Here is an 18,710-nt window from a genome sequence, read left to right on the forward strand (position 1 = left end):
AGCATAAAGAACGGCCGTACCGTGGCACGGCGGCCGTAATCATCGAAGGAGCCAATCATGCGTCACGGTTTCCGCGGTCGTCGTTTCAACCGCTCGGCCGAGCATCGCAAGGCGATGTTCGCCAACATGTCCCAGGCCCTGATCAAGCACGAGCAGATCACCACCACGCTGCCGAAGGCCAAGGACCTGCGTCCGGTCGTCGAGAAGCTGGTGACGCTCGCCAAGCGCGGCGACCTGCATGCCCGTCGCCAGGCGATCGCGCAGATCAAGGACGTCGCCCTGGTCGGCAAGCTCTTCGCGGTCCTCGGTCCGCGCTACAAGGAGCGCAATGGCGGCTATCTCCGCATCATGAAGGCGGGCTTCCGCTTCGGCGACAACGCCCCGCTCGCCGTGATCGAATTCGTCGATCGCGACGTCGACGCCAAGGGCCAGGATTCCGGCCCGGTCTTCACGGCGGAAGACGAGGCGGCCTGAGGTTTTCCTCGGTTCACCGATTTGGAAGGGCGGCCCTCGGGCCGCCCTTTTTCTTTGTTCGGGCCTTCGCAACGCCGCTTGGCCGCGCTCCGCTTCGCGACTAGGCTTCCCGCAAAGACATCGACACGGCGACGGATCGCCGGCAGGGGAGCGCAGACATGAAGATCACTATCGGGGCAGGATTGGTCCTGGCGACCACGGTCGCCTTTGCCGCCCAGCCGGCCACGGCGCAGGACTATCCCTCCAAGGCGATCACGATGATCGTGCCCTTCGCCGCGGGTGGCTCGTCCGACGTGATCGCGCGGCTCGTCGGCGACGAGATGGGCCGCGTGCTCGGCCAGCGCATCGTGATGGAGAACATGGGCGGGGCGGGCGGGGCTACCGCATTGTCGCGTGCAGCCAAGGCGGAGCCGGACGGCTACACCATCGTCATCGGCAACAGCGGCACCAATGCTGCCTCCTACTCGATCTATCCGGACCTGAAATACACGCAGGCCGATTTCGCGCCGGTCGGCCTCGTCGCCAAGACCTCGCCGATGATCGCGCTGAAGCTCGATTTCCCGGCCAAGACGCTGATGGAGTTCGTCGCCTATGCGAAGGCCAATCCGGGCAAGGTCAGCCTGGGGCACGCCGGTGTCGGCTCGTCGAACTACCTGATCTGCCGGAATTTCATCAAGGCGGCGGGCGTGGACGTGGCGCTGGTGAGCTATCGCGGCGCGGGTCCGGCGCTGAACGACCTGATGGGGGGGCAGATCGACGGCGTTTGCGATGCGGCGACCTCGCTCTCGGGAGCCGTCCAGGGCGAGAAGGTGAAGGCGCTGGTTGTTGCGACGCCGTCGCGGCTGCCCAGCCTGCCGGATGTTCCGACCTCGTCTGAGGCCGGTCTGCCTGGCTTCCAGGCACAGGGCTGGAACGCGATCTTCGTCCCGAAGAACACGCCCGAGCCGATCATCGCCAAGCTGAACGGGGCCCTGCGGACGGCGCTGGCGAGCGCCAACCTGCAGGGGCGTTTCAAGGAGCTGTCCTCGGTCGTTCCCGGCACCGACGAGATGACGCCTGCCTTCGTCGCGGCGATGGTGCCGGGCGAGATCGAGAAATATCGCGTGCTGCTCAGCGACAAGTGAGGCAGCACTCGTAACGAGCCGGTCGCGCCGTCGGCGCGGCTGGCTGGAAATCACCTCGCCATCGGCCTATCTGTCCCGTGAGTCGCGCCGATCGCAGAGGAGATGCCAGATGCTTGGGCGAGCCACCTTCACTCGAGGGGCCCTCATGGCCGCAGTGCTGACCGCCGTGTCGGTCGGCGCGCAGGCGCAGCAAAGGCAGGTCCCCGAGTCCCGCCAGGAAATCTCGCTCTCTTTCGCCGGGGTGGTGAAGAAGAGCGCAGGCGCCGTCGTCAACGTCTATGGCGCGCGGGTCGAGAAGCAGCCGCGCAACCCCTTCATGGACGACCCGTTCTTCCGGCGGTTCTTCGGCGATCGCGGCTTCGGCGTCCCGCAGGATCGCGTTCAGCGCTCGCTCGGCTCGGGCGTCGTCGTCGATGCGAGCGGCCTCGTGGTGACCAACAACCACGTCATCGAGGGCATGAGCGAGGTCAAGGTCGCCTTCGCCGACAAGCGCGAGGTCGAGGCGACGATCCTTTTGCGCGATCCGCGCACCGATCTCGCGGTGCTCAAGCTCAAGAGCGCGAAGGATCTGGTCGCGATCGAGCTGGCCGATTCCGACAAGGTCGAGATCGGCGATATCGTCCTGGCGATCGGCAATCCCTTCGGTGTCGGCCAGACGGTGACGCAGGGCATCGTCTCGGCGCTGGCCCGCACACAGGTCGGCGTCGGCGATGCCCAATCCTTCATCCAGACCGACGCGGCCATCAATCCCGGCAATTCCGGCGGTGCCCTGGTCGACATGCAGGGCCGGGTGATGGGCATCAACACGGCGATCTTCTCGCGTTCCGGCGGCAGCCACGGCATCGGCTTCGCCATTCCGTCCGCGATGGTGCGCGTTGTCCTGGAGAGCGCCAAGTCGGGTGCCACGACGGTTCGCCGGCCCTGGTTCGGCGCGCGCCTCCAGGCCCTGACGGCGGATGTCGCCGACGGGCTCGGACTGGACCGCCCGGCGGGCTCCGTCGTCGCCGGCGTCGTCGAGAAGGGGCCGGCTGCCGAAGGCGGCTTGCGCCGCTCCGACGTCATCCTCGCCGTTGACGGTTTCGCCGTCGATGATCCTGAATCCTTCGGCTACCGCTTCGCGACCCGCCCGCTCGGCGGCGTGGCGTCGCTGACCGTGCTGCGCGGCGGCAATCGGGTGACGGTGCCGGTGAAGCTGGTTCCGGCGCCGGAGCTTCGCCCGCGCGCGCCCGTGACGCTGTCTGGGCGTTCGCCACTGTCGGGGCTGACCGTGATGAACCTGTCGCCGGCGGTGGCCGAGGAACTCGCGATCGAGGCGGGGACGGACGGGGTCGTGATCGCGGAGATCGAGGAGGGCAGCACGGCGGCCCGGGTCGGCTTCCAGAAGGGCGACATCATCCAGGCCCTGAACGGCGAGCGAATGGTCAATTCGCGCGATGTCGAGAATGCTCTGAAGGAGCGCAAGCGCGCCTGGGAGGTGACGATCTCGCGCGGCGGCCAGAGCATCACCTCGGTCTTTCCGGGGTGAGCGACCTCTTCGCTGCCTCCGGGCTGGATAGGTCAGGCCCGCGGCCGCTCGCCGATCGCCTGCGCCCGACGACGCTGGCCGAGGTCGCAGGCCAGGAGCACCTGACCGGCCCAGACGGCGCCCTGACGCGCCTGGTGCAGTCCGGCTCGCTCGGCAGCCTGATCTTCTGGGGGCCGCCCGGCACCGGCAAGACGACGGTCGCGCGGCTATTGGCGGGCCAGGTCGATCTCGGCTTCGAGCAGATCAGCGCGATCTTCTCCGGCATTGCCGACCTGAAGAAGGTCTTCGAAACGGCGCGTGGCCGCCGGCTCGGAGGCAAGGGCACGCTGCTCTTCGTCGACGAGATCCACCGTTTCAACCGGACCCAGCTCGACGCCTTCCTGCCGGTCATGGAGGACGGCACGATCACGCTGGTCGGCGCGACCACCGAGAACCCGTCCTTCGCGCTCAATGCGGCGCTGCTGTCGCGCGCCCGGGTCCTCACCTTCAAATCGCTGGACGAGGGCTCGCTGCTGTTCCTGCTCGGCCGGGCCGAGCTGCTCGAGAATCGTGAGCTGCCGCTGACGCCGGAGGCGAAGGCGGCGCTGGCGCGTTTCGCCGATGGCGATGGCCGCGCCGTGTTGACGTTGGCGGAGGAACTGTGGCGGGCGGCCAAGCCCGGCGAGGTCTTCGACGAGGCGGGGCTGGCGGAGGTGATCCAGCGCCGCGCGCCGATCTACGACAAGGCGCAGGACGGCCACTACAACCTGATTTCGGCCCTGCACAAGACGATCCGCGGCTCGGACCCGGATGCGGCGCTCTACTATTTCGCCCGCATGCTCGATGCCGGAGAAGATCCGCGCTTCCTGGCCCGGCGGCTGGTCCGGATGGCGGTCGAGGATATCGGGTTGGCCGATCCGCAGGCGCTGGTCCATGCCCGCGCCGCGGCCGAGACCTATGAGCAACTCGGCACGCCCGAGGGCGAGCTCGCGCTGGCCAACACGGTCATCTACCTGGCGACGGCGCCGAAATCGAACGCCGCCTACACGGCCTACAAGGCGGCGCGCCGTGTCGCCTCCGAGCGTGGCTCGCTCATGCCGCCCAAGACCATCCTCAACGCTCCGACCAAGCTGATGAGGCAAGAGGGCTATGGCGCCGACTACGCCTATGACCACGATGCGCCCGATGCCTTTTCCGGCCAGAACTACTGGCCGGACGCGCTCGGTCGGCAGGTCTTCTACGATCCGCCCGAGCGCGGCTTCGAGCGCGAGATCCGCAAGCGGCTGGAGTACTGGGAAAAGCTCAGGCGTGAGCGGGGCGAAGGCTGAGCACCACCGCCTGATTTGATCGATCGCATGGGTGGGGCGCCGTGGTCGAGATATTGTCGGCGACTGTGCCAGCCCCAAGCATTCCGACCGGAGCGACCATGATCTCCCTCATAGCCCGCATTCTCCTGATCGTGCCCTCGCTGATCGCGGGCTGGTTCGTGTCGGCAGACGATGTCGCCTATTGGGTGATCGCTTTTGCGATCGCGCTGGTCTTCGTCGTCCTGACCATCGCGTTCGAGCTCTATGTCCATCCGCTGCTGAAGCGGGGGCCCAGGCCGTAGCCGGGCGGAGTCGGCTAGAACGTTCTCTCGAAGAAAAGTTGCCCGGAGAGCAGGCGCCCGCCCAGGTTCGCCGGCACGGATCGTCCTTCGAAGGCGATCCGCGACTGGGCGATCGATCCCTCGATGCCTGCCTTGAAGCCGTCCACCGGTGTCCAGACGAGATTGGCCGTCATGCGGTCGACACGGAGCTTGCCCATGGCTGAGGCCGTCAGCGGCACCGCGATCTGGTAGCGGCTGACATAGAAGTTCGTCGCCAGCTCGTCGGTCCATTCACGGCGGGTGGCGAGAACGGTCGAGAAGCCGCGCGACGAATCGCCTTGAACCAGGATCTGTCGGGCGCTGGTCGCATCCAGCGAGGAGCCGATATAGGCGGCGGCATCGATCGCGCCGGCGATCTGGGCGGTGATTTCACCGGGACGCCCGAGGAGCGTGAATTCGTAGGTCGCGCCGACGATACCGGCGCGGCCGAGCTTTGGCACCAAGCCAGGCACCTCGCGCAGCGCGCCCGCAAGGTGCAGCGTCAGGTCGCCTGCGGTGTAGGTCAGGCGCGCGACGCCGTCGGGGACCCGGCCCGTGGCCGCCGGGATCGACCCGGTCGTCCCGGCCGACGGGTCCTCAAGCGAAAGCGCCAGGTTCCAGCGATCGGTGAGATCACGCTCCCAGGCGATGAGGTTCGCGTTTCGGCTGGGCAGGCGGGCGCTGAAGGCGAACTCGTCGCCGGTCCAGAAGCTGAAGCGCGTGGTCGCCAGGCCGAAGGTCATGGTGCCGACGGTCACCGTCGCCTCCTCGAGCGTGGTGGTATCGGGCTGGCTGCCGCCTGGAGTGACCATCATCTCGAAGGCCGTTCCGATGCGCAGACCCGAAGCGAGGTCGTGCGAGGTTTCGAGCCGCAACGACGCGCTGGCTGGCCAGGAGTAGCCCGGTCGCGGCTCGGCGTCGCCGGCCTTGGGAATGCGATAGCTGTCGTATTGCAGCCCGGCGCTGACAGTGCCGGAGATCGCCAGGCAGGTCGTGGTACCCGGCAGGATCAGCCCTGGGACGCTCTCGTCGTCGTCATCCTCATCGTCATCGTCATCCTCGTCGTCGTCCTGGTCCTCGCTGTCCTTTGTCGCTGACGTGCTGGCATTGCCGGTCGCGGGAAACAGGGGCGCGACGTCGGGAGGCTCGATCATGCAGCTGCGGGCAAGCTGGGGCGCCCTGGCGGGAAGACGACGAGGCGAAGCCGCCTCGGCCAGGGAGAGCGCCGCCGGCGCTGCGCCAAGGGCGAGCAGGAGCGCGCAGAGCACGCCTCGACCGATCTTCGCGCCCCCGGGTGCCTCCTGCATGATCTTCGGTCGCCCTCCCGGCCGCTGCGTCGCGGCAGCTTGACTACACTTTCCAGCTTGCCCGGCGCGCGGCAAGGGCCCGAATTCGTTTGTGCGCGCGCGAAGTGCTGGCTATTGCAGAGCCATGACCTCCACCGTTCTCGTTTTCCTGGGCGCCGGCATCGGCGGCATGCTGCGGCATGGCGTCAATTTCGTCTCGCCCCGCTGGTTCGGCACCGGCTTTCCCGCCGGGACCATGCTGATCAACGTCGTCGGCTCGGCGCTGATGGGGCTGATCGCCGGCTGGCTCGCCTTCAAGACGCAGACCGGCTGGTCGCAGCCTGTCAGGCTCTTCGTGACCACGGGCATCCTCGGCGGCTTCACCACCTTCTCCGCCTTTTCGCTCGAGGCGGTGCTGCTCTGGGAGCGGGGCGAGGCGGGGCTCGCCTTCGTATACATTGCCGGCTCCGTCATCCTCTCGCTGGCTGCGCTCTGTGCCGGCCTCGCACTCGTCCGGAGCCTGTCATGAGAACCGGTGGCAAGGGAACAGGTGGCAAAGGACCTGGAGCCGGGCGGGGCGGCAGGCCGCCGGCAGCCGGCGCTCCCAAGGGCAGGCGCCCGAGCCATGATGCGCGTCGTTCCGCGCGGGCCTCGGAGAGGTCTGGCCCGGAGCGCGAGGAGGCGGAGGTCCGCACGACGCGCAACCCGGCGCCGCGCGCGGCAGGGCCGCGCAAGCCAGCGGCACCACGCAAGGCCCCGGTGACGAATGCGCCGACGCGCGCCGAGATCAAGGCCGAGACGGCGCAGGTACTGGCGACAGGTGTGCAGCAGCTCGTGGTCAGCGCCGACGAGCACGAGATGCGGATCGACCGCTTTCTCGAGAGCCGCTTTCCGCAGCTCTCCTTCAGCCATATCCAGCGCATCGTCCGGAAGGGCGAGCTGCGCGTCAACGGCAAGCGCGCCGACAGCAAGGACCGGCTCGAGGAGGGGCAGACCGTCCGCATCCCGCCGCTGAAGCTGGAAGTCGCGGCCGAGCGGCCGCGTTCGGCCAAGGCGGATGAGGACACGATCGGCTTCCTGCGCTCGATCACGCTGTATGAAGATGACGACGTCATGGTGCTGAACAAGCCGGCCGGCCTTGCCGTGCAGGGGGGCTCCGGCACGACGCGCCATGTCGACCGCATGCTGGAGGCGCTGACCGACAAGAGCGGGCAGAAGCCGCGCCTCGTCCACCGACTCGACAAGGACACGGCCGGCTGCCTCGTCATCGCCAAGTCGCGCTTTGCTGCCGCAACGCTCGCCAAGACCTTTCGCTCGCGTTCGGCCCGCAAGGTCTACTGGGCGCTGGTCGCGGGCGTGCCGCGCGTGCGCCAGGGCCGGATCTCGACCTATCTCGCCCGCGAGGAGGCCTATGACGGCGACCAGCGCATGGCGGTGGCCAAGCATGGCGAGGACGGCGCCATGCATGCGGTGACCTATTACGCCGTGGTCGAGACGGCGGCGCAGAAGCTGGCATGGCTGTCGCTCAAGCCGGTGACCGGGCGCACCCACCAGCTGCGCGCCCACACCACCCATATCGGCCATCCGATCGTGGGCGATCCGAAGTACTTCAACATCCAGAACTGGGAGCTGCCCGGCGGCATCCAGAATAAGCTTCATCTGCTGGCGCGGCGCATCGTGCTGCCGCATCCGCGTGGCAAGGGCACGATCGACGTCAGCGCGCCGCTGCCGCCGCATATGCGCCAGTCCTGGAACCTGCTCGGCTTCGAGGACGAGCGTTACGATCCGATCGTCGACGCGCCGGATGCGTGAGGCTTGCAAGGGGGCTGACGCAGCGTAAGAGAATGATTGCGGAACAAAAGGAATTATGTTCTAATTTTGTTCCCATCACTCTGACGCAGGTGTCCCGATGATCCGCTTCGCCTTCCTGCTTGCCGGCCTCGTTCTCACCGCTTCCGTTCCCGTGCTCGCGCAGAGCCAGGGCGCGCCCGCCACGCGGAACGCGTCCGCCTCGGCGGACGAGCCGGTGCCGCGCGCCGAGCGTGCCAAGGCGCGTCAGGACTGTCTGGCCGAACATGTCGCGCTCTCCGGCGACGATCTCCGGGTCGCCATGCGCGACTGCATCCAGGCCAGGTTCCCCGGCGTCCAGCTCTATGCCCGCGACGGTGTGACGCGAGACGGCAAGCCGACAGCGGTCGCGACGCGTGCCGCCTGCAAGGAGGAGGTCGATGGGCGCGGGCTTGCGGGTTCGACGCGCACGGCCGCGCTCGTCGCCTGCTTCAATGCCAAGCGCCCGGATCTCGCGCAGCGCGCCGAGTGCCGCAAGGAAGCGCGCGGCAAGGGGCTCGACGGCGAGGATCTGCGCAAGGCGGTCGAGACTTGCGCCCGCGAGGCGCGCTCCTGACGGCGTTCGGCCCTCGGAGCGGCGGCGGAGGAGCCATGAGCGGAGCGCAATGGATCGCCGTGGCGATCCGCGCTACAGCGCCGCCATGGATCTCATCATCTTCGATCTCGACGGCACGCTCATCAACTCCGAGGCCATCCTGCTCGGCGCACAGGTCGAGACCTTCGCGCGGCATGGCCTCGTCCATCCCGGCCGTGAAGCGGGGCTCGGCGTCGTAGGCCTGACCCTCAACATCGCCTTGATGAGGCTGGCAGGGCTGGCGGAGCCGGACGAGGCGCTGACGGACACCTACAGGGAGGTGTTCGGCGCGATGCGGCGCCGGGCCGAGACGGATGCGTCCTTCGACGAGCCGCTCTTTCCCGGTGTGTCGGAAACGCTGGCGACACTGGCAGCGCGGCCCGGGCTCAAGCTCGGCGTTGCGACCGGCAAGTCGCGCCGTGGCGCCGAGTACATCATCGAGCGCCATGGCTGGCAGGATTTGTTCGCCACTGTCCAGAGCGCCGACGACGCGCCCTCCAAGCCGCATCCCGGCATGATCCTGCGGGCGATGGCCGAGACCGGGGCTGCACCGGAGCGTACCGCGATGGTCGGCGACAGCTCGTTCGACATCGAGATGGCGGTCGCAGCCGGCGTCGTCCCCGTCGCAGTGTCCTGGGGCTTCCAGCCCGCCGCGAGCCTCGTCGCGCTGGGCGCGCGCCATCTGATCACACGTTTCGACGAGGTCGCGCAGCTGACGGCTTGACCGGGTTCAGTCCGAGCGGGGCGACCGGCACAGGTTGCGCCGCATCGAGTTCCTGTTGGCAGGACGCGATGAAGGTCTCGAGTTCGGCGATCTTCTTCGACAGGTCCCGGCCGGAACGGAGCAATGTCGCCTTGTAGCCGTTGAACTGCTCGGTGGTCGCCAGATCATCCTCGATCAGGCCGTCGAAGGCCTTGCCGATCTTGTCGTTGTATTCATAGGCGCCTTTGGCAATCTGGAGGAAGGCGGCGGTCTTGCCCCATTTGGCGAGCTGCGCCGCGCTCGCATTCAGGTCGACGATGTAGAGCGCGCTGCTGCGGATCACCTTCGACTGGTTTTGATGCATCGCGGCGTTGACGACCTCGACCTTGATCGCGGCCGACCGCACGAGCAGTTCGTAGCCCTTGTTGTCGGTCATCAGCGGCGCCCCCTTGCGGACGGAAACCGCTGCCGTGTCGACCCAGTCGACCTTGTTGCCGGCCGTGACGTTGCCCAGCGCATCGGCCCAGGGGGATGCGGCTCCGTAGACGCGGGCTACCATGTCGCTCTGGGCGGCCTGCTTCGGCATCACGACCTTGACGAGGGCTGCCGTCATGACGACGAAGGCATCGGCCGTCGCGCGTGTGAAGCGGGCCACCATCAGGGCCTTATTGATCAGTTCCGCCTGCTTTCGTTCGCTTTCGAGCTCGCGCAGGCTGATATCGAGGCCGCTGCGAAGCTCGTTGAGAGTCGCCAGATGCTTGTTGGCCTTCCACAGGCCGGCGGCGTTGCACACCCGCACGGCATTCGGCTCCACAATCGGTGTCGTATTGGCACTGAGTTCGCCGCTCATCGCTCAACCTCCGTGTTCGGTCATCGGGTTGGCGTCCAGCGCCGATGTTGCTCCTGAACGGCGTGGAGGGATCCAGCGTCCTTCGATCGGAGGAGGTGCTTCGCACCGCTCCGCGTTAGCCCGTGGATGCGGGGCGGCGGCACTGGCGGAAGTCGAGAAGGTCAGCTTAGTAACATCCTCGCAACCACGTCCGATCAGGGCCGTTTAACCTGAACACGCGTTCAGATTTGGCTGTTAACCACCTGATGGCGAGCGTCGATCCATGGTGTCCCTACAGCGGGAACGTACCGGCACAAAACAACGCCGGACAGGGGTCGAACAATGATTGGTCATGAGCTTCGTGAATTCGTTGATCGCGTGATGGATCGTCTCTCTATCAGTGATGAAGACGTCAAGTTTCTTCAGCGCGATATTCTGGACGATGCAGTCCTGACCCGAGATGCGATCGATGTGCTGATCGCCCTCGACCGGGCTGTGCCGGAGCGCTGTGAAGCGTTCGGCGAATATCTGGTCCAGCTCGTGGTCGATTTCGCCGTCTGGCAGAACCGCCCTACCGGCGTCATCGATCGCGACAAGGCCCACTGGCTGGTGACGTCGCTCTCGGCCGGCGAGGGGCCGACAGCGACGGCTCGCCGCATCGCCTTCGAGATCGTGCGCGAGGCGGAGCGCTGCGACGAGCTGCTGATCGGCTTCGCGCTCAACAAGGGCATCGCCGCGCCCATGCGCTTCAGCCCGGAGCGCGTGCTGCTGGCGAGCTGACGGGGCTGGGCGCTGGCCCGCCGCAGCTCGGCACCTTCCGACTTTCGCATCGGTGGACGCCGCGCGCGGCGTCCCATACACCCGAACCCGGATCGACGCGTCAGCCCGGCGCGCCGATCCGGGTTTCGCCATTGGGGCTGTGCGAAAAACCGGTAGCTGGTTTTGCCCGAGATGCTCTAACTGACGTGCTCCAATTCGAGCAGCCAGACGGCCGGGGAGGCGCCACGCATGTTCTCGAAGATCCTGATCGCGAACCGCGGCGAGATCGCCTGCCGGGTCATCAAGACGGCGCGGCGCATGGGTATCAAGACCGTCGCGGTCTATTCGGATGCCGATCGGGACGCGCTGCATGTCGAGATGGCCGACGAGGCCGTGCATATCGGACCGCCGGCTGCGGCCCAATCCTATCTGGTGATCGAGAAGATTATCGAGGCCTGCAAGGCGACCGGCGCCGAGGCCGTGCATCCGGGCTACGGCTTCCTCTCCGAGCGCGAGGCTTTCGCCCAGGCGCTGAAGGACAACGGCATCGTTTTCATCGGCCCCAATCCGGGCGCCATCGCCGCGATGGGCGACAAGATCGAATCGAAGAAGGCGGCTGCGGCGGCCAAGGTCTCGACCGTGCCTGGGTATCTCGGCGTGATCGACAGCCCCGAACAGGCCGTGAAGATTGCCGACGAGATCGGCTATCCCGTGATGATCAAGGCCTCGGCCGGCGGCGGCGGCAAGGGCATGCGCATCGCCTATTCGGCCGGCGAGGTGGCGGAAGGCTTCGCGCGGGCGAAGTCTGAAGCGGCGTCCTCCTTCGGCGACGACCGCGTCTTCGTCGAGAAGTTCATCGTCGATCCGCGCCATATCGAGATCCAGGTGCTCGGCGACAAGCATGGCAACGTGATCTATCTCGGCGAGCGCGAGTGCTCGATCCAGCGCCGCAATCAAAAGGTGGTGGAGGAGGCGCCATCGCCGCTGCTCGACGAGGCCACGCGCCGCAAGATGGGCGAACAGGCGGTCGCGCTGGCCAAGGCGGTGAACTACGATTCCGCTGGCACGGTCGAATTCGTCGCTGGCCAGGACAAGTCCTTCTTCTTCCTCGAGATGAACACGCGGCTCCAGGTCGAGCATCCGGTCACCGAGATGGTCACCGGGATCGATCTGGTCGAGCAGATGATCCGCGTCGCCTATGGCGAGAAACTCCAGCTCACCCAGGACGACGTGAAGCTCGACGGCTGGGCGGTCGAGAGCCGCGTCTATGCCGAGGATCCGACGCGCAGCTTCCTGCCTTCGACCGGCCGGCTCGTGACCTATCGCCCGCCGGCGGAGGGGCCGGACGGGGATGCGACGGTGCGCAACGACACCGGCGTCTATGAGGGTGGCGAGATCTCGATCTATTACGACCCGATGATCGCCAAGCTCGTGACCCACGCGCCGACGCGCAAGGCGGCGATCGAGGCGCAGGCGCGCGCACTCGATGCCTTCGCGATCGATGGCATCCGCCACAACATCCCCTTCGTCTCGGCGTTGATGCACCACCCGCGCTGGATTTCCGGCAATCTCTCGACCGGCTTCATCGCCGAGGAGTTTCCGGAAGGCTTTTCGCTGCCGGCGCCTGAGGGCGAGGTCGCCTTGCGGATGGCTGCCATCGCGATCGCCTGCGACCACAGACTCAACCAGCGTAAGCGCCATGTCTCGGCGCAGATGGAGGGCTGGCGCAAGGTCTCGTTCGAACGCACGCGCATCGTTGTCCTCGGCGGCGAGCGCTTCCAGGGCGAGGTAACGGAGCAGGGCGAGGCTGTGGTGATCGGTTTCGGCTCCCGCAGCCTGTCAGTCGTCAGCGACTGGCGCCCGGGCGAGCCGGTCTGGCGCGGCACGCTGGATGGCGTCGTGGTCGCGGCGCAGGTGCGTCCGATCCTGAACGGCGTCGCGCTCGGCCATGCCGGAGCCTATGCCAACGCCCATGTCCACACCCCGCGCGAAGCGGAGCTCGCGGCGCTGATGCCGGAGAAGGTCGCGGCCGACACCGGCAAGTTCCTGCTCTGCCCGATGCCCGGCGTGGTCAAGGCGATCTCGGTCAAGCTCGGCCAGGAGGTCAAGGCCGGCGAGGCGCTCTGCATGGTCGAGGCGATGAAGATGGAAAACGTGCTGCGCGCCGAAAAGGATGCGACCATCGCCAAGATCCTGGCGAAGGAAGGCGATTCGCTTGCCGTCGATGCCGTGATCATGGAGTTCGCCTGAGCGGAGGCCGATCCGCGAGCCGTCATCCAGAGAAGCAGCGGACGGCTGCGTCTCGCAGGATGCTCAATGAGGGCCCGGCGATAGCTGGACGATCCTTCGAGACGTCGCTTCGCGGCGCCTCGGGATGAGGGTTGGTGACGAGGAGTAGCCGCGCATGCTGACGATCTGGGGGCGGATCAGCTCCATCAATGTCCAGAAGGCGGTGTGGGCGGCCGGAGAGGTCGGCCAGAGCTTCGAGCGCATCGATTGCGGTGGTTCGTTCGGCGGGCTGCGCGAGCCGGTCTTTCTCGCCAAGAATCCGAACGCGCAGATTCCGGTCCTCGAGGACGGCGAGGTCTGCATCTGGGAATCCAACAGCATCGTGCGCTATCTCGCGGCGCGCTACGGTTCCGGCTGGATCTGGGAGGAAGATCCCGCCCTGCGTGCCGATGCCGACCGCTGGATGGACTGGATGCAGTCCTCGTTGCAGCCGGCGATGACGCCGGCCTTCTGGGGCCTGGTGCGCAAGGTGCCGGACTACACCGACCCTGAAACGATCGCGGCCAGCGCGGCCAAGGCCGAACGGCTGATGGAGATTCTTGACAATCACCTTTCGACGCGCAGCTTCCTCGCCGGAGGGCGCTTCGGCATGGCAGACATCACGGTCGGCTGCGGCGCGCATCGTTGGCTGAACATGCCGGTCGAGCGGATCGAGCGGCCGCATGTCCGGCGTTGGTACGAGACGATCTTCGCCCGGCCGGCGGCCAAGCCGGCGCTGCCGCTGCCGGTCACCTGACGGTGATCGGGGCGCGGCTTGATCCGGCTGAGAGGCATGGCAAGATGACCGCCATGCTCTTGCCTAGGCTCATCATTCTTGCGCTCGCCTTCGGCGCCACGCCCTGCTGGGCACAGGGCAGCACGACCCTTGCCGCCGACCGGGCGCAGGTCGCCGCCTGCCTGCGCGACAACCGCACGGCCGCGCCATCTTGCATCGGTGCCATCGCGGTCGCCTGCGTGAGCGCGGCCAGCACCGACCGCCGCGCGGCCGAGGCCGGTTGCGCGCGGCGCGAGGAGGCGGTCTGGCGCGAGCGGCTGATGCAGGCGATGCAAGTGAGCGGGCGATCCCTCGATGCAGGGCAGCGCAGCCGACTTGCGGCGCTGCATCTCGCCTGGGAAGGGTTCATCGCCCAGAAATGCGCCTTCTATGGTGCGACCCAGCGCGAGGGTTGGCAGCTCGGCCGGCAGGCAGGCTGCGAACTGCGCGAGGTCGCCACGCGGGCGCTCGAACTCCAGCGCGCGGCCTTGCCGCAGGCGCCGGCACGTCGCCCGTCATCGCCGCCGCAGATTTTCCGCTGAGACGGCCGTTAGCGAGCTGTCAGCTTTCCGGGGCTAGAAGCGGCTGAACCCTGCGGCCCGGAAGCACGCCATGTTCTTCGCCCTGTCCAAGCTGGTCTGGTTCGTGTTCTCTCCGGTGAACCTGGCCATCCTGCTGGCGGCGCTAGCCGCCCTCCTGTCCTTCACGCGCCTGGCGCGCCCGGCCCGCTGGCTAGGAGCGGCGGCGTTGCTGGCGCTGGTGCTAATGGCGTTCAGCCCGCTGCCGCGCATCGTGATCCGCCCATTGGAGGATCGTTTCCCGCAGCAGGACGCGGCGAAGGGGCCGGTCGCCGGCATCATCGTGCTCGGCGGGCCGATCGGTGTCGCCCGCGGGGATGTGGTGCTGACCTCTGCGGGAGCGCGAATCACCAAGGCAATCGAGCTGGCGCGACAGCATCCGCAGGCGAAGCTTGTCTTCACGGGGGGCTCCGCGAACCTGATCTCGCCTGTGACCAAGACGGAAGCGGATGGCGCGAGACTGCTCTTCACCGGGCTCGGCCTGCCGCCGGAGCGGCTCCTCTTCGAGGACCGGTCACGCAATACGGTGGAGAACGCCATCCTCACGCGCCGGCTGGTCGATCCCAAGCCCGGCGAGCGCTGGCTGCTGGTGACGTCGGCCTGGCACATGCCACGTTCCATGGGTGTCTTCCGCAAGGCCGGCTTCGCCGTGGAGGCGTTCCCGGTCGACTATCTCTCGGAAGGCGAACCGGACGATTTCATCCGGCCTTACATGCGGGCACCGCGAGGCCTGACCATCGCCGATGATGGCTTCAAGGAGTGGGTCGGGCTGCTGGCCTACTGGCTGGCGGGCTATACGGATGCGCTGCTTCCGAAGCCCTGAGAGAGCTTCGGCGCGTGGCGTTCACTCGCCCTCGGGCAACCTCAGCCGGTAGACGCCACGGAAATCGTCGGGGTCGACGGGCCGCCCCTTGCGGGTGATGACGATCCGGCCCTCCTTCATCAGCCGCACCGCCACCTTGCGGATCGGTTGCATCAGCGGGCCCCAGCCGTCGGGATGGTCGCCACCCACGGCGCGCGCCGCATCCGCCGGCGAGACCGTCTTGCCGGGGCCGGCCGCTGCGGTGAGCGTCAGGATCGCGGATTCGAGGGCTTCGGTCTGGTCAGTCATGGCTGCGAGAAAGGCCCGAGCGCGGGATTCGTCAAGGCGCGCCGGGATAGCGGAAGACACGCGCGGCGTCGGAAGCGAATTGGCGCCGGTACATCGCCACCAGCACGGCGCCGGTGAAGAGGATGAAGGTCGTCGGCCCAAGGAACCAGCCCATATAGGCCAGCGCGAAGAAGAAGGCGCGCTGGCCGCGGTTGAAGTGCCGCCCGCCGGCGATGTTCATCTCGGTCGCTTCGTGGACGGCGCGCTCGGCGTCCTTGGCTTCGTGGTTCTTGGCCGGCGGCAGCGAACCCAGCAGGATGACGCAGTAGTTGAACAGCCGATAGCTCCAGGCGAATTTGAAGAAGGCATAGCCGAAGATCAGCGCGAGCCCGATCACCTTGAGTTCCCAGACGGCGCGGGTCGGCGCCGTACCGAAGGGCAGGTCTGAGAACAGCGCGACGACACGATCGGTCGATTGCAGCAGGGTCAGCGTGCCGCCGATCGCGATCAGCGAGGTCGAGGCGAAAAAGGCCGTGCCGTTCTGCAACCCGTTCATGATCTGGGTGTCGACGATGCGGTTGTCGCGTGTCATCGCCTCGCGGATCCAGCGGGCGCGACGCAGGTTCATCCGCATGTTCAGGCTCTTGCCGGCATGCGGGCCCAGCTCGACGGCGTAGTGATAGCCGATCCAGGAGGCGGCGAAGAAGACGACGCCGATGATGTCGAGGTTTTCGAATCCGATCATGCCCATCCCCTGCCGGCAGCTTGCGTCGCCTCCGCGTCCTTGCCAAGGCTTCCCGCGACGCTCGCCCGGATTGACCTGCTTCGTCCGAGCCGACAAGGGTGTTGCCGATGAAAGCGGCGTGCTTGCCGCGCCCGGAACGGTCCGAGTCTGCCTTGTCCCATATCCTGATCGTTCTCGCCGTCGTCGCCTTTCTGTTCCGCAAGCCGCTGGGGCGGTTGCTGGCGCGGCAGTTTCCCAACCGGGCGAAACGCCAGCAGGTGCTCGGAACCATCATCGCGGCCTTTCTATTGGTCATCGCGATCAGGCTGCTGGCACTGTTCTGGTAGGAACATCGGCCTGGCGCATCCGCTCCTGTTGCCACGAAGCCTCATGCCGGCCCTGATCCGCCCGGCCGGCTTGCCAGCCGGATGATCCTGCGGCATTCTGTCCGCTCGCTCACACACGAGACAGGGAGGGCTGAATGAAATTCACGATCGTCGTCAGCTCCCCGCGCAAATTCGCCTTGCCGCGAATGTCCCGCGCTTAAGCCGGACACGCCCGTGGCCCGCCCGAGGCGGCGCCTGAGCTTTCTCCACCGTTTGTCGTCCTTTCGCTGAAGACCGGCGCGTGTCGCCGTCTCCAGCCTGATCCGGAGTCGGCTCCCCTGCGGGCCGAAATCACAGATGTCCCGTCCCGATCGTACCGGGCGGCCCGAACCCTTCCGGGCCGTTCTCGGCTTCACCTTTCGTCACTGGGCCCGCCGGCCCGGCTCCGTCGGCCTTGTCGGCGGTGCGATGATGGCGGCGACCGTCGCCGACCTGTTCATGCCGCTCTATGCCGGCCGCCTCGTCGATGCGGTGGCGGGCGAGGGCCCTGCCGCCCGGGAGGCGGCGCTGTGGGCGCTCGCCGCGATGCTGATGCTTGGCGCCTGTGGCGTGGCGTTCCGCCATCTCGGCTTTATCGGCATCACCGGCATGACGCTGCGCACGATGGGCGACACGGCGAGCGAAGCCTTCGCGCGACTGCAGCGCTTCTCGACCGACTGGCACGCCAACAATTTCGCCGGCTCGACCGTGCGCAAGATCACGCGCGGCATGTGGGCGCTCGACCTGCTGACCGACACGATCCTGATCGCGCTGCTGCCTTCGGTCGTGGTGCTGGTCGGCTCGACGGTGCTGCTCGCCTGGCACTGGCCGGCGATGGGGCTGGTCGTTCTGGCCGGTGCGCTGGTCTATGTCGGCGTGACGGTCGCGCTGTCGCTGAACTATGTCGCGCCGGCCGCACGCCTCGCCAATAGCTGGGATACCCGCCTCGGCGGGGCGCTCGCCGACGCGATCTCCTGCAACCCGGTGGTGAAGGCCTATGGCGCCGAGCTGCGCGAGGATTCACGCACCGCCGGCGTGCTGGCGAAATGGGCGCTGCGCACCCGGCGCACCTGGGTCCGGGGCACAACCTCGGGCACAGCCCAGCAGCTCGTATTGCTGGTGCTGCGGGCGGCCGTGATCGGGCTGGTGATCTGGCTCTGGGCCAATGGCCAGGCTACGCCGGGCGATGTCGCCTTCGTGCTGACGAGCTATGCGGTGGTGCATGGCTATCTGCGCGATGTCGGCCAGCACGTCCATAATCTGCAGCGCTCCGTGAACGACATGGAGGAGCTGGTCGCGATGCACGGCCAGCCCTATGGCGTGCCGGACCGCAAGGGCGCTGTAGCCATGGCGGTGACGGCCGGCGAGATCGCCTTCGAGGACGTGACCTTCCATTATGGCGGGCATGCCGAGCCGCTCTATCGCGACTTCTCGCTGACGGTCCGGGCCGGCGAGAAGGTCGGGCTCGTCGGGCGCTCCGGCTCCGGCAAGACGACCTTCGTCAAGCTGGTGCAGCGGCTCTACGACGTCACCTCGGGCCGCATCACGATCGACGGGCAGGAGATCGCCGGTGTCACGCAGGCGAGCCTGCGCCAGCAGATCGCGATCGTGCAGCAGGAACCGGTGCTGTTCCATCGCTCGCTGGCCGAGAACATCGCCTATGGCCGACCCGGTGCCTCGCTCGCCCAGATCGAGCAGGCAGCGAGGCTCGCCAACGCGCATGAGTTCATCATGCGCTTGCCGAAAGGCTACGCGACGCTCGTCGGCGAGCGCGGCGTCAAGCTCTCCGGAGGCGAGAGGCAACGCGTCGCGATCGCGCGCGCCTTCCTGGCCGATGCGCCGATCCTGATCCTAGACGAGGCGACGTCCAGCCTCGACTCGGAATCGGAGGCGCTGATCCAGGATGCGATGGATCGCTTGATGGAGGGACGCACCACCATCGTCATCGCGCACCGGCTCTCGACGGTCCGCGCGATGGACCGGATCCTGGTGTTCGACCGGGGTCGCGTGGTGGAGGAGGGGCCGCACGAGCTCCTGCTGACGGCCGAGAACGGCGCCTATCGCGCACTGTTCGAGAAGCAGGTGAGCGAGCTGGCCAAGGGGCTGGCGGTGTAGGGCAGCGCGCGGGAACCCCTCTCCCGGATGGGAGAGGGGCAGGGGTGAGGGACTGGCCTGATCGTTG

At 67.4% G+C, this 18,710-nt stretch carries 20 protein-coding genes; 16 read left to right on the forward strand and 4 right to left on the reverse strand.

The window, feature by feature from the left end; translation table 11 throughout:
* Nucleotides 1-57: 57 nt before the first annotated feature.
* The 5 genes from rplQ (at nt 58) to VGN82_RS10735 (ending at nt 4,711) form a co-directional block, all read left to right on the forward strand.
* Nucleotides 58-474 carry a 50S ribosomal protein L17 gene (gene rplQ / locus VGN82_RS10715; protein ID WP_327527009.1) on the forward strand — a complete coding sequence of 139 codons (417 nt, stop codon included), beginning with the start codon at nt 58-60 and terminating at the stop codon, nt 472-474.
* Between the two features lie 158 nt (nt 475-632).
* A complete protein-coding gene (locus VGN82_RS10720) occupies nt 633-1,598 on the forward strand; it encodes a tripartite tricarboxylate transporter substrate-binding protein (protein WP_327527010.1) in 966 nt (321 codons plus the stop codon).
* 145 nt (nt 1,599-1,743) lie between these two features.
* Complete coding sequence (locus VGN82_RS10725; protein WP_327527011.1) at nt 1,744-3,123, forward strand: Do family serine endopeptidase; 1,380 nt, start codon at nt 1,744-1,746, stop codon at nt 3,121-3,123.
* The gene (locus VGN82_RS10730; protein WP_327527012.1) at nt 3,120-4,430 is read left to right on the forward strand and encodes a replication-associated recombination protein A; all 1,311 of its coding nucleotides are present in this window, start codon (nt 3,120-3,122) and stop codon (nt 4,428-4,430) included. The genes VGN82_RS10725 and VGN82_RS10730 overlap by 4 nt, the downstream gene beginning before the upstream one ends.
* Nucleotides 4,431-4,528: 98 nt before the next feature.
* Complete coding sequence (locus VGN82_RS10735) at nt 4,529-4,711, forward strand: hypothetical protein (RefSeq protein WP_327527013.1); 183 nt, start codon at nt 4,529-4,531, stop codon at nt 4,709-4,711.
* A gap of 14 nt (nt 4,712-4,725) precedes the next feature.
* On the opposite strand, the gene VGN82_RS10740 is transcribed toward VGN82_RS10735, so the two are convergent.
* The gene (locus VGN82_RS10740) at nt 4,726-6,036 is read right to left on the reverse strand and encodes a porin (protein WP_327527014.1); all 1,311 of its coding nucleotides are present in this window, start codon (nt 6,034-6,036) and stop codon (nt 4,726-4,728) included.
* A gap of 124 nt (nt 6,037-6,160) precedes the next feature.
* On the opposite strand from VGN82_RS10740, the gene crcB reads away from it, so the two are divergent.
* The 4 genes from crcB (at nt 6,161) to VGN82_RS10760 (ending at nt 9,161) form a co-directional block, all read left to right on the forward strand.
* Nucleotides 6,161-6,544 carry a fluoride efflux transporter CrcB gene (gene crcB / locus VGN82_RS10745; protein WP_327527015.1) on the forward strand — a complete coding sequence of 128 codons (384 nt, stop codon included), beginning with the start codon at nt 6,161-6,163 and terminating at the stop codon, nt 6,542-6,544.
* Complete coding sequence (locus VGN82_RS10750; protein ID WP_327527016.1) at nt 6,541-7,827, forward strand: RluA family pseudouridine synthase; 1,287 nt, start codon at nt 6,541-6,543, stop codon at nt 7,825-7,827. Before crcB ends, VGN82_RS10750 begins: the two co-directional genes overlap by 4 nt.
* A 97-nt stretch (nt 7,828-7,924) precedes the next feature.
* The gene (locus VGN82_RS10755) at nt 7,925-8,419 is read left to right on the forward strand and encodes a hypothetical protein (protein WP_327527017.1); all 495 of its coding nucleotides are present in this window, start codon (nt 7,925-7,927) and stop codon (nt 8,417-8,419) included.
* 49 nt (nt 8,420-8,468) lie between these two features.
* Nucleotides 8,469-9,161 carry an HAD-IA family hydrolase gene (locus tag VGN82_RS10760; RefSeq protein ID WP_327527018.1) on the forward strand — a complete coding sequence of 231 codons (693 nt, stop codon included), beginning with the start codon at nt 8,469-8,471 and terminating at the stop codon, nt 9,159-9,161.
* Here the strand turns inward: VGN82_RS10760 and VGN82_RS10765 are convergent.
* Nucleotides 9,124-9,990 (reverse strand): hypothetical protein, encoded by an 867-nt coding sequence (locus tag VGN82_RS10765; RefSeq protein ID WP_327527019.1) that lies wholly within the window; start codon nt 9,988-9,990, stop codon nt 9,124-9,126. The genes VGN82_RS10760 and VGN82_RS10765 overlap by 38 nt on opposite strands.
* Nucleotides 9,991-10,350: 360 nt before the next feature.
* Here VGN82_RS10765 and VGN82_RS10770 point away from each other — a divergent pair, with 360 nt between their 5' ends.
* From VGN82_RS10770 to VGN82_RS10790, 5 genes are all read left to right on the forward strand, one after another.
* A complete protein-coding gene (locus tag VGN82_RS10770) occupies nt 10,351-10,749 on the forward strand; it encodes a hypothetical protein (protein WP_327527020.1) in 399 nt (132 codons plus the stop codon).
* A 228-nt stretch (nt 10,750-10,977) separates the two neighbouring features.
* A complete protein-coding gene (locus VGN82_RS10775) occupies nt 10,978-12,978 on the forward strand; it encodes an acetyl/propionyl/methylcrotonyl-CoA carboxylase subunit alpha (RefSeq protein WP_327527021.1) in 2,001 nt (666 codons plus the stop codon).
* A gap of 154 nt (nt 12,979-13,132) precedes the next feature.
* Nucleotides 13,133-13,753, forward strand: a complete 621-nt coding sequence (locus tag VGN82_RS10780; RefSeq protein ID WP_327527022.1) for a glutathione S-transferase family protein — start codon at nt 13,133-13,135, stop codon at nt 13,751-13,753.
* A 53-nt stretch (nt 13,754-13,806) separates the two neighbouring features.
* Nucleotides 13,807-14,313, forward strand: a complete 507-nt coding sequence (locus VGN82_RS10785; RefSeq protein WP_327527023.1) for a hypothetical protein — start codon at nt 13,807-13,809, stop codon at nt 14,311-14,313.
* A gap of 70 nt (nt 14,314-14,383) precedes the next feature.
* Entirely contained in the window at nt 14,384-15,172 is a 789-nt protein-coding gene (locus VGN82_RS10790) for a YdcF family protein (protein WP_327527024.1), read from the forward strand.
* Nucleotides 15,173-15,193: 21 nt separating this feature from the next.
* Here the strand turns inward: VGN82_RS10790 and VGN82_RS10795 are convergent, their stop codons facing one another.
* Nucleotides 15,194-15,460, reverse strand: coding sequence for a DUF3253 domain-containing protein (locus VGN82_RS10795; protein ID WP_327527025.1), 267 nt, complete (start codon nt 15,458-15,460; stop codon nt 15,194-15,196).
* Nucleotides 15,461-15,491: 31 nt separating this feature from the next.
* A complete protein-coding gene (locus VGN82_RS10800; RefSeq protein WP_327527026.1) occupies nt 15,492-16,184 on the reverse strand; it encodes a DUF599 domain-containing protein in 693 nt (230 codons plus the stop codon).
* Nucleotides 16,185-16,336: 152 nt separating this feature from the next.
* On the opposite strand from VGN82_RS10800, the gene VGN82_RS10805 reads away from it, so the two are divergent.
* Together VGN82_RS10805 and VGN82_RS10810 are read left to right on the forward strand one after the other, a co-directional pair.
* Complete coding sequence (locus VGN82_RS10805; protein WP_327527027.1) at nt 16,337-16,510, forward strand: hypothetical protein; 174 nt, start codon at nt 16,337-16,339, stop codon at nt 16,508-16,510.
* A gap of 336 nt (nt 16,511-16,846) precedes the next feature.
* Nucleotides 16,847-18,643, forward strand: a complete 1,797-nt coding sequence (locus VGN82_RS10810; RefSeq protein ID WP_327527028.1) for an ABC transporter ATP-binding protein — start codon at nt 16,847-16,849, stop codon at nt 18,641-18,643.
* Nucleotides 18,644-18,710: the final 67 nt, after the last annotated feature.

The sequence above is a fragment of the Allobosea sp. genome, assembly GCF_035999205.1.
In the GTDB taxonomy this organism is placed as follows: domain Bacteria; phylum Pseudomonadota; class Alphaproteobacteria; order Rhizobiales; family Beijerinckiaceae; genus Allobosea.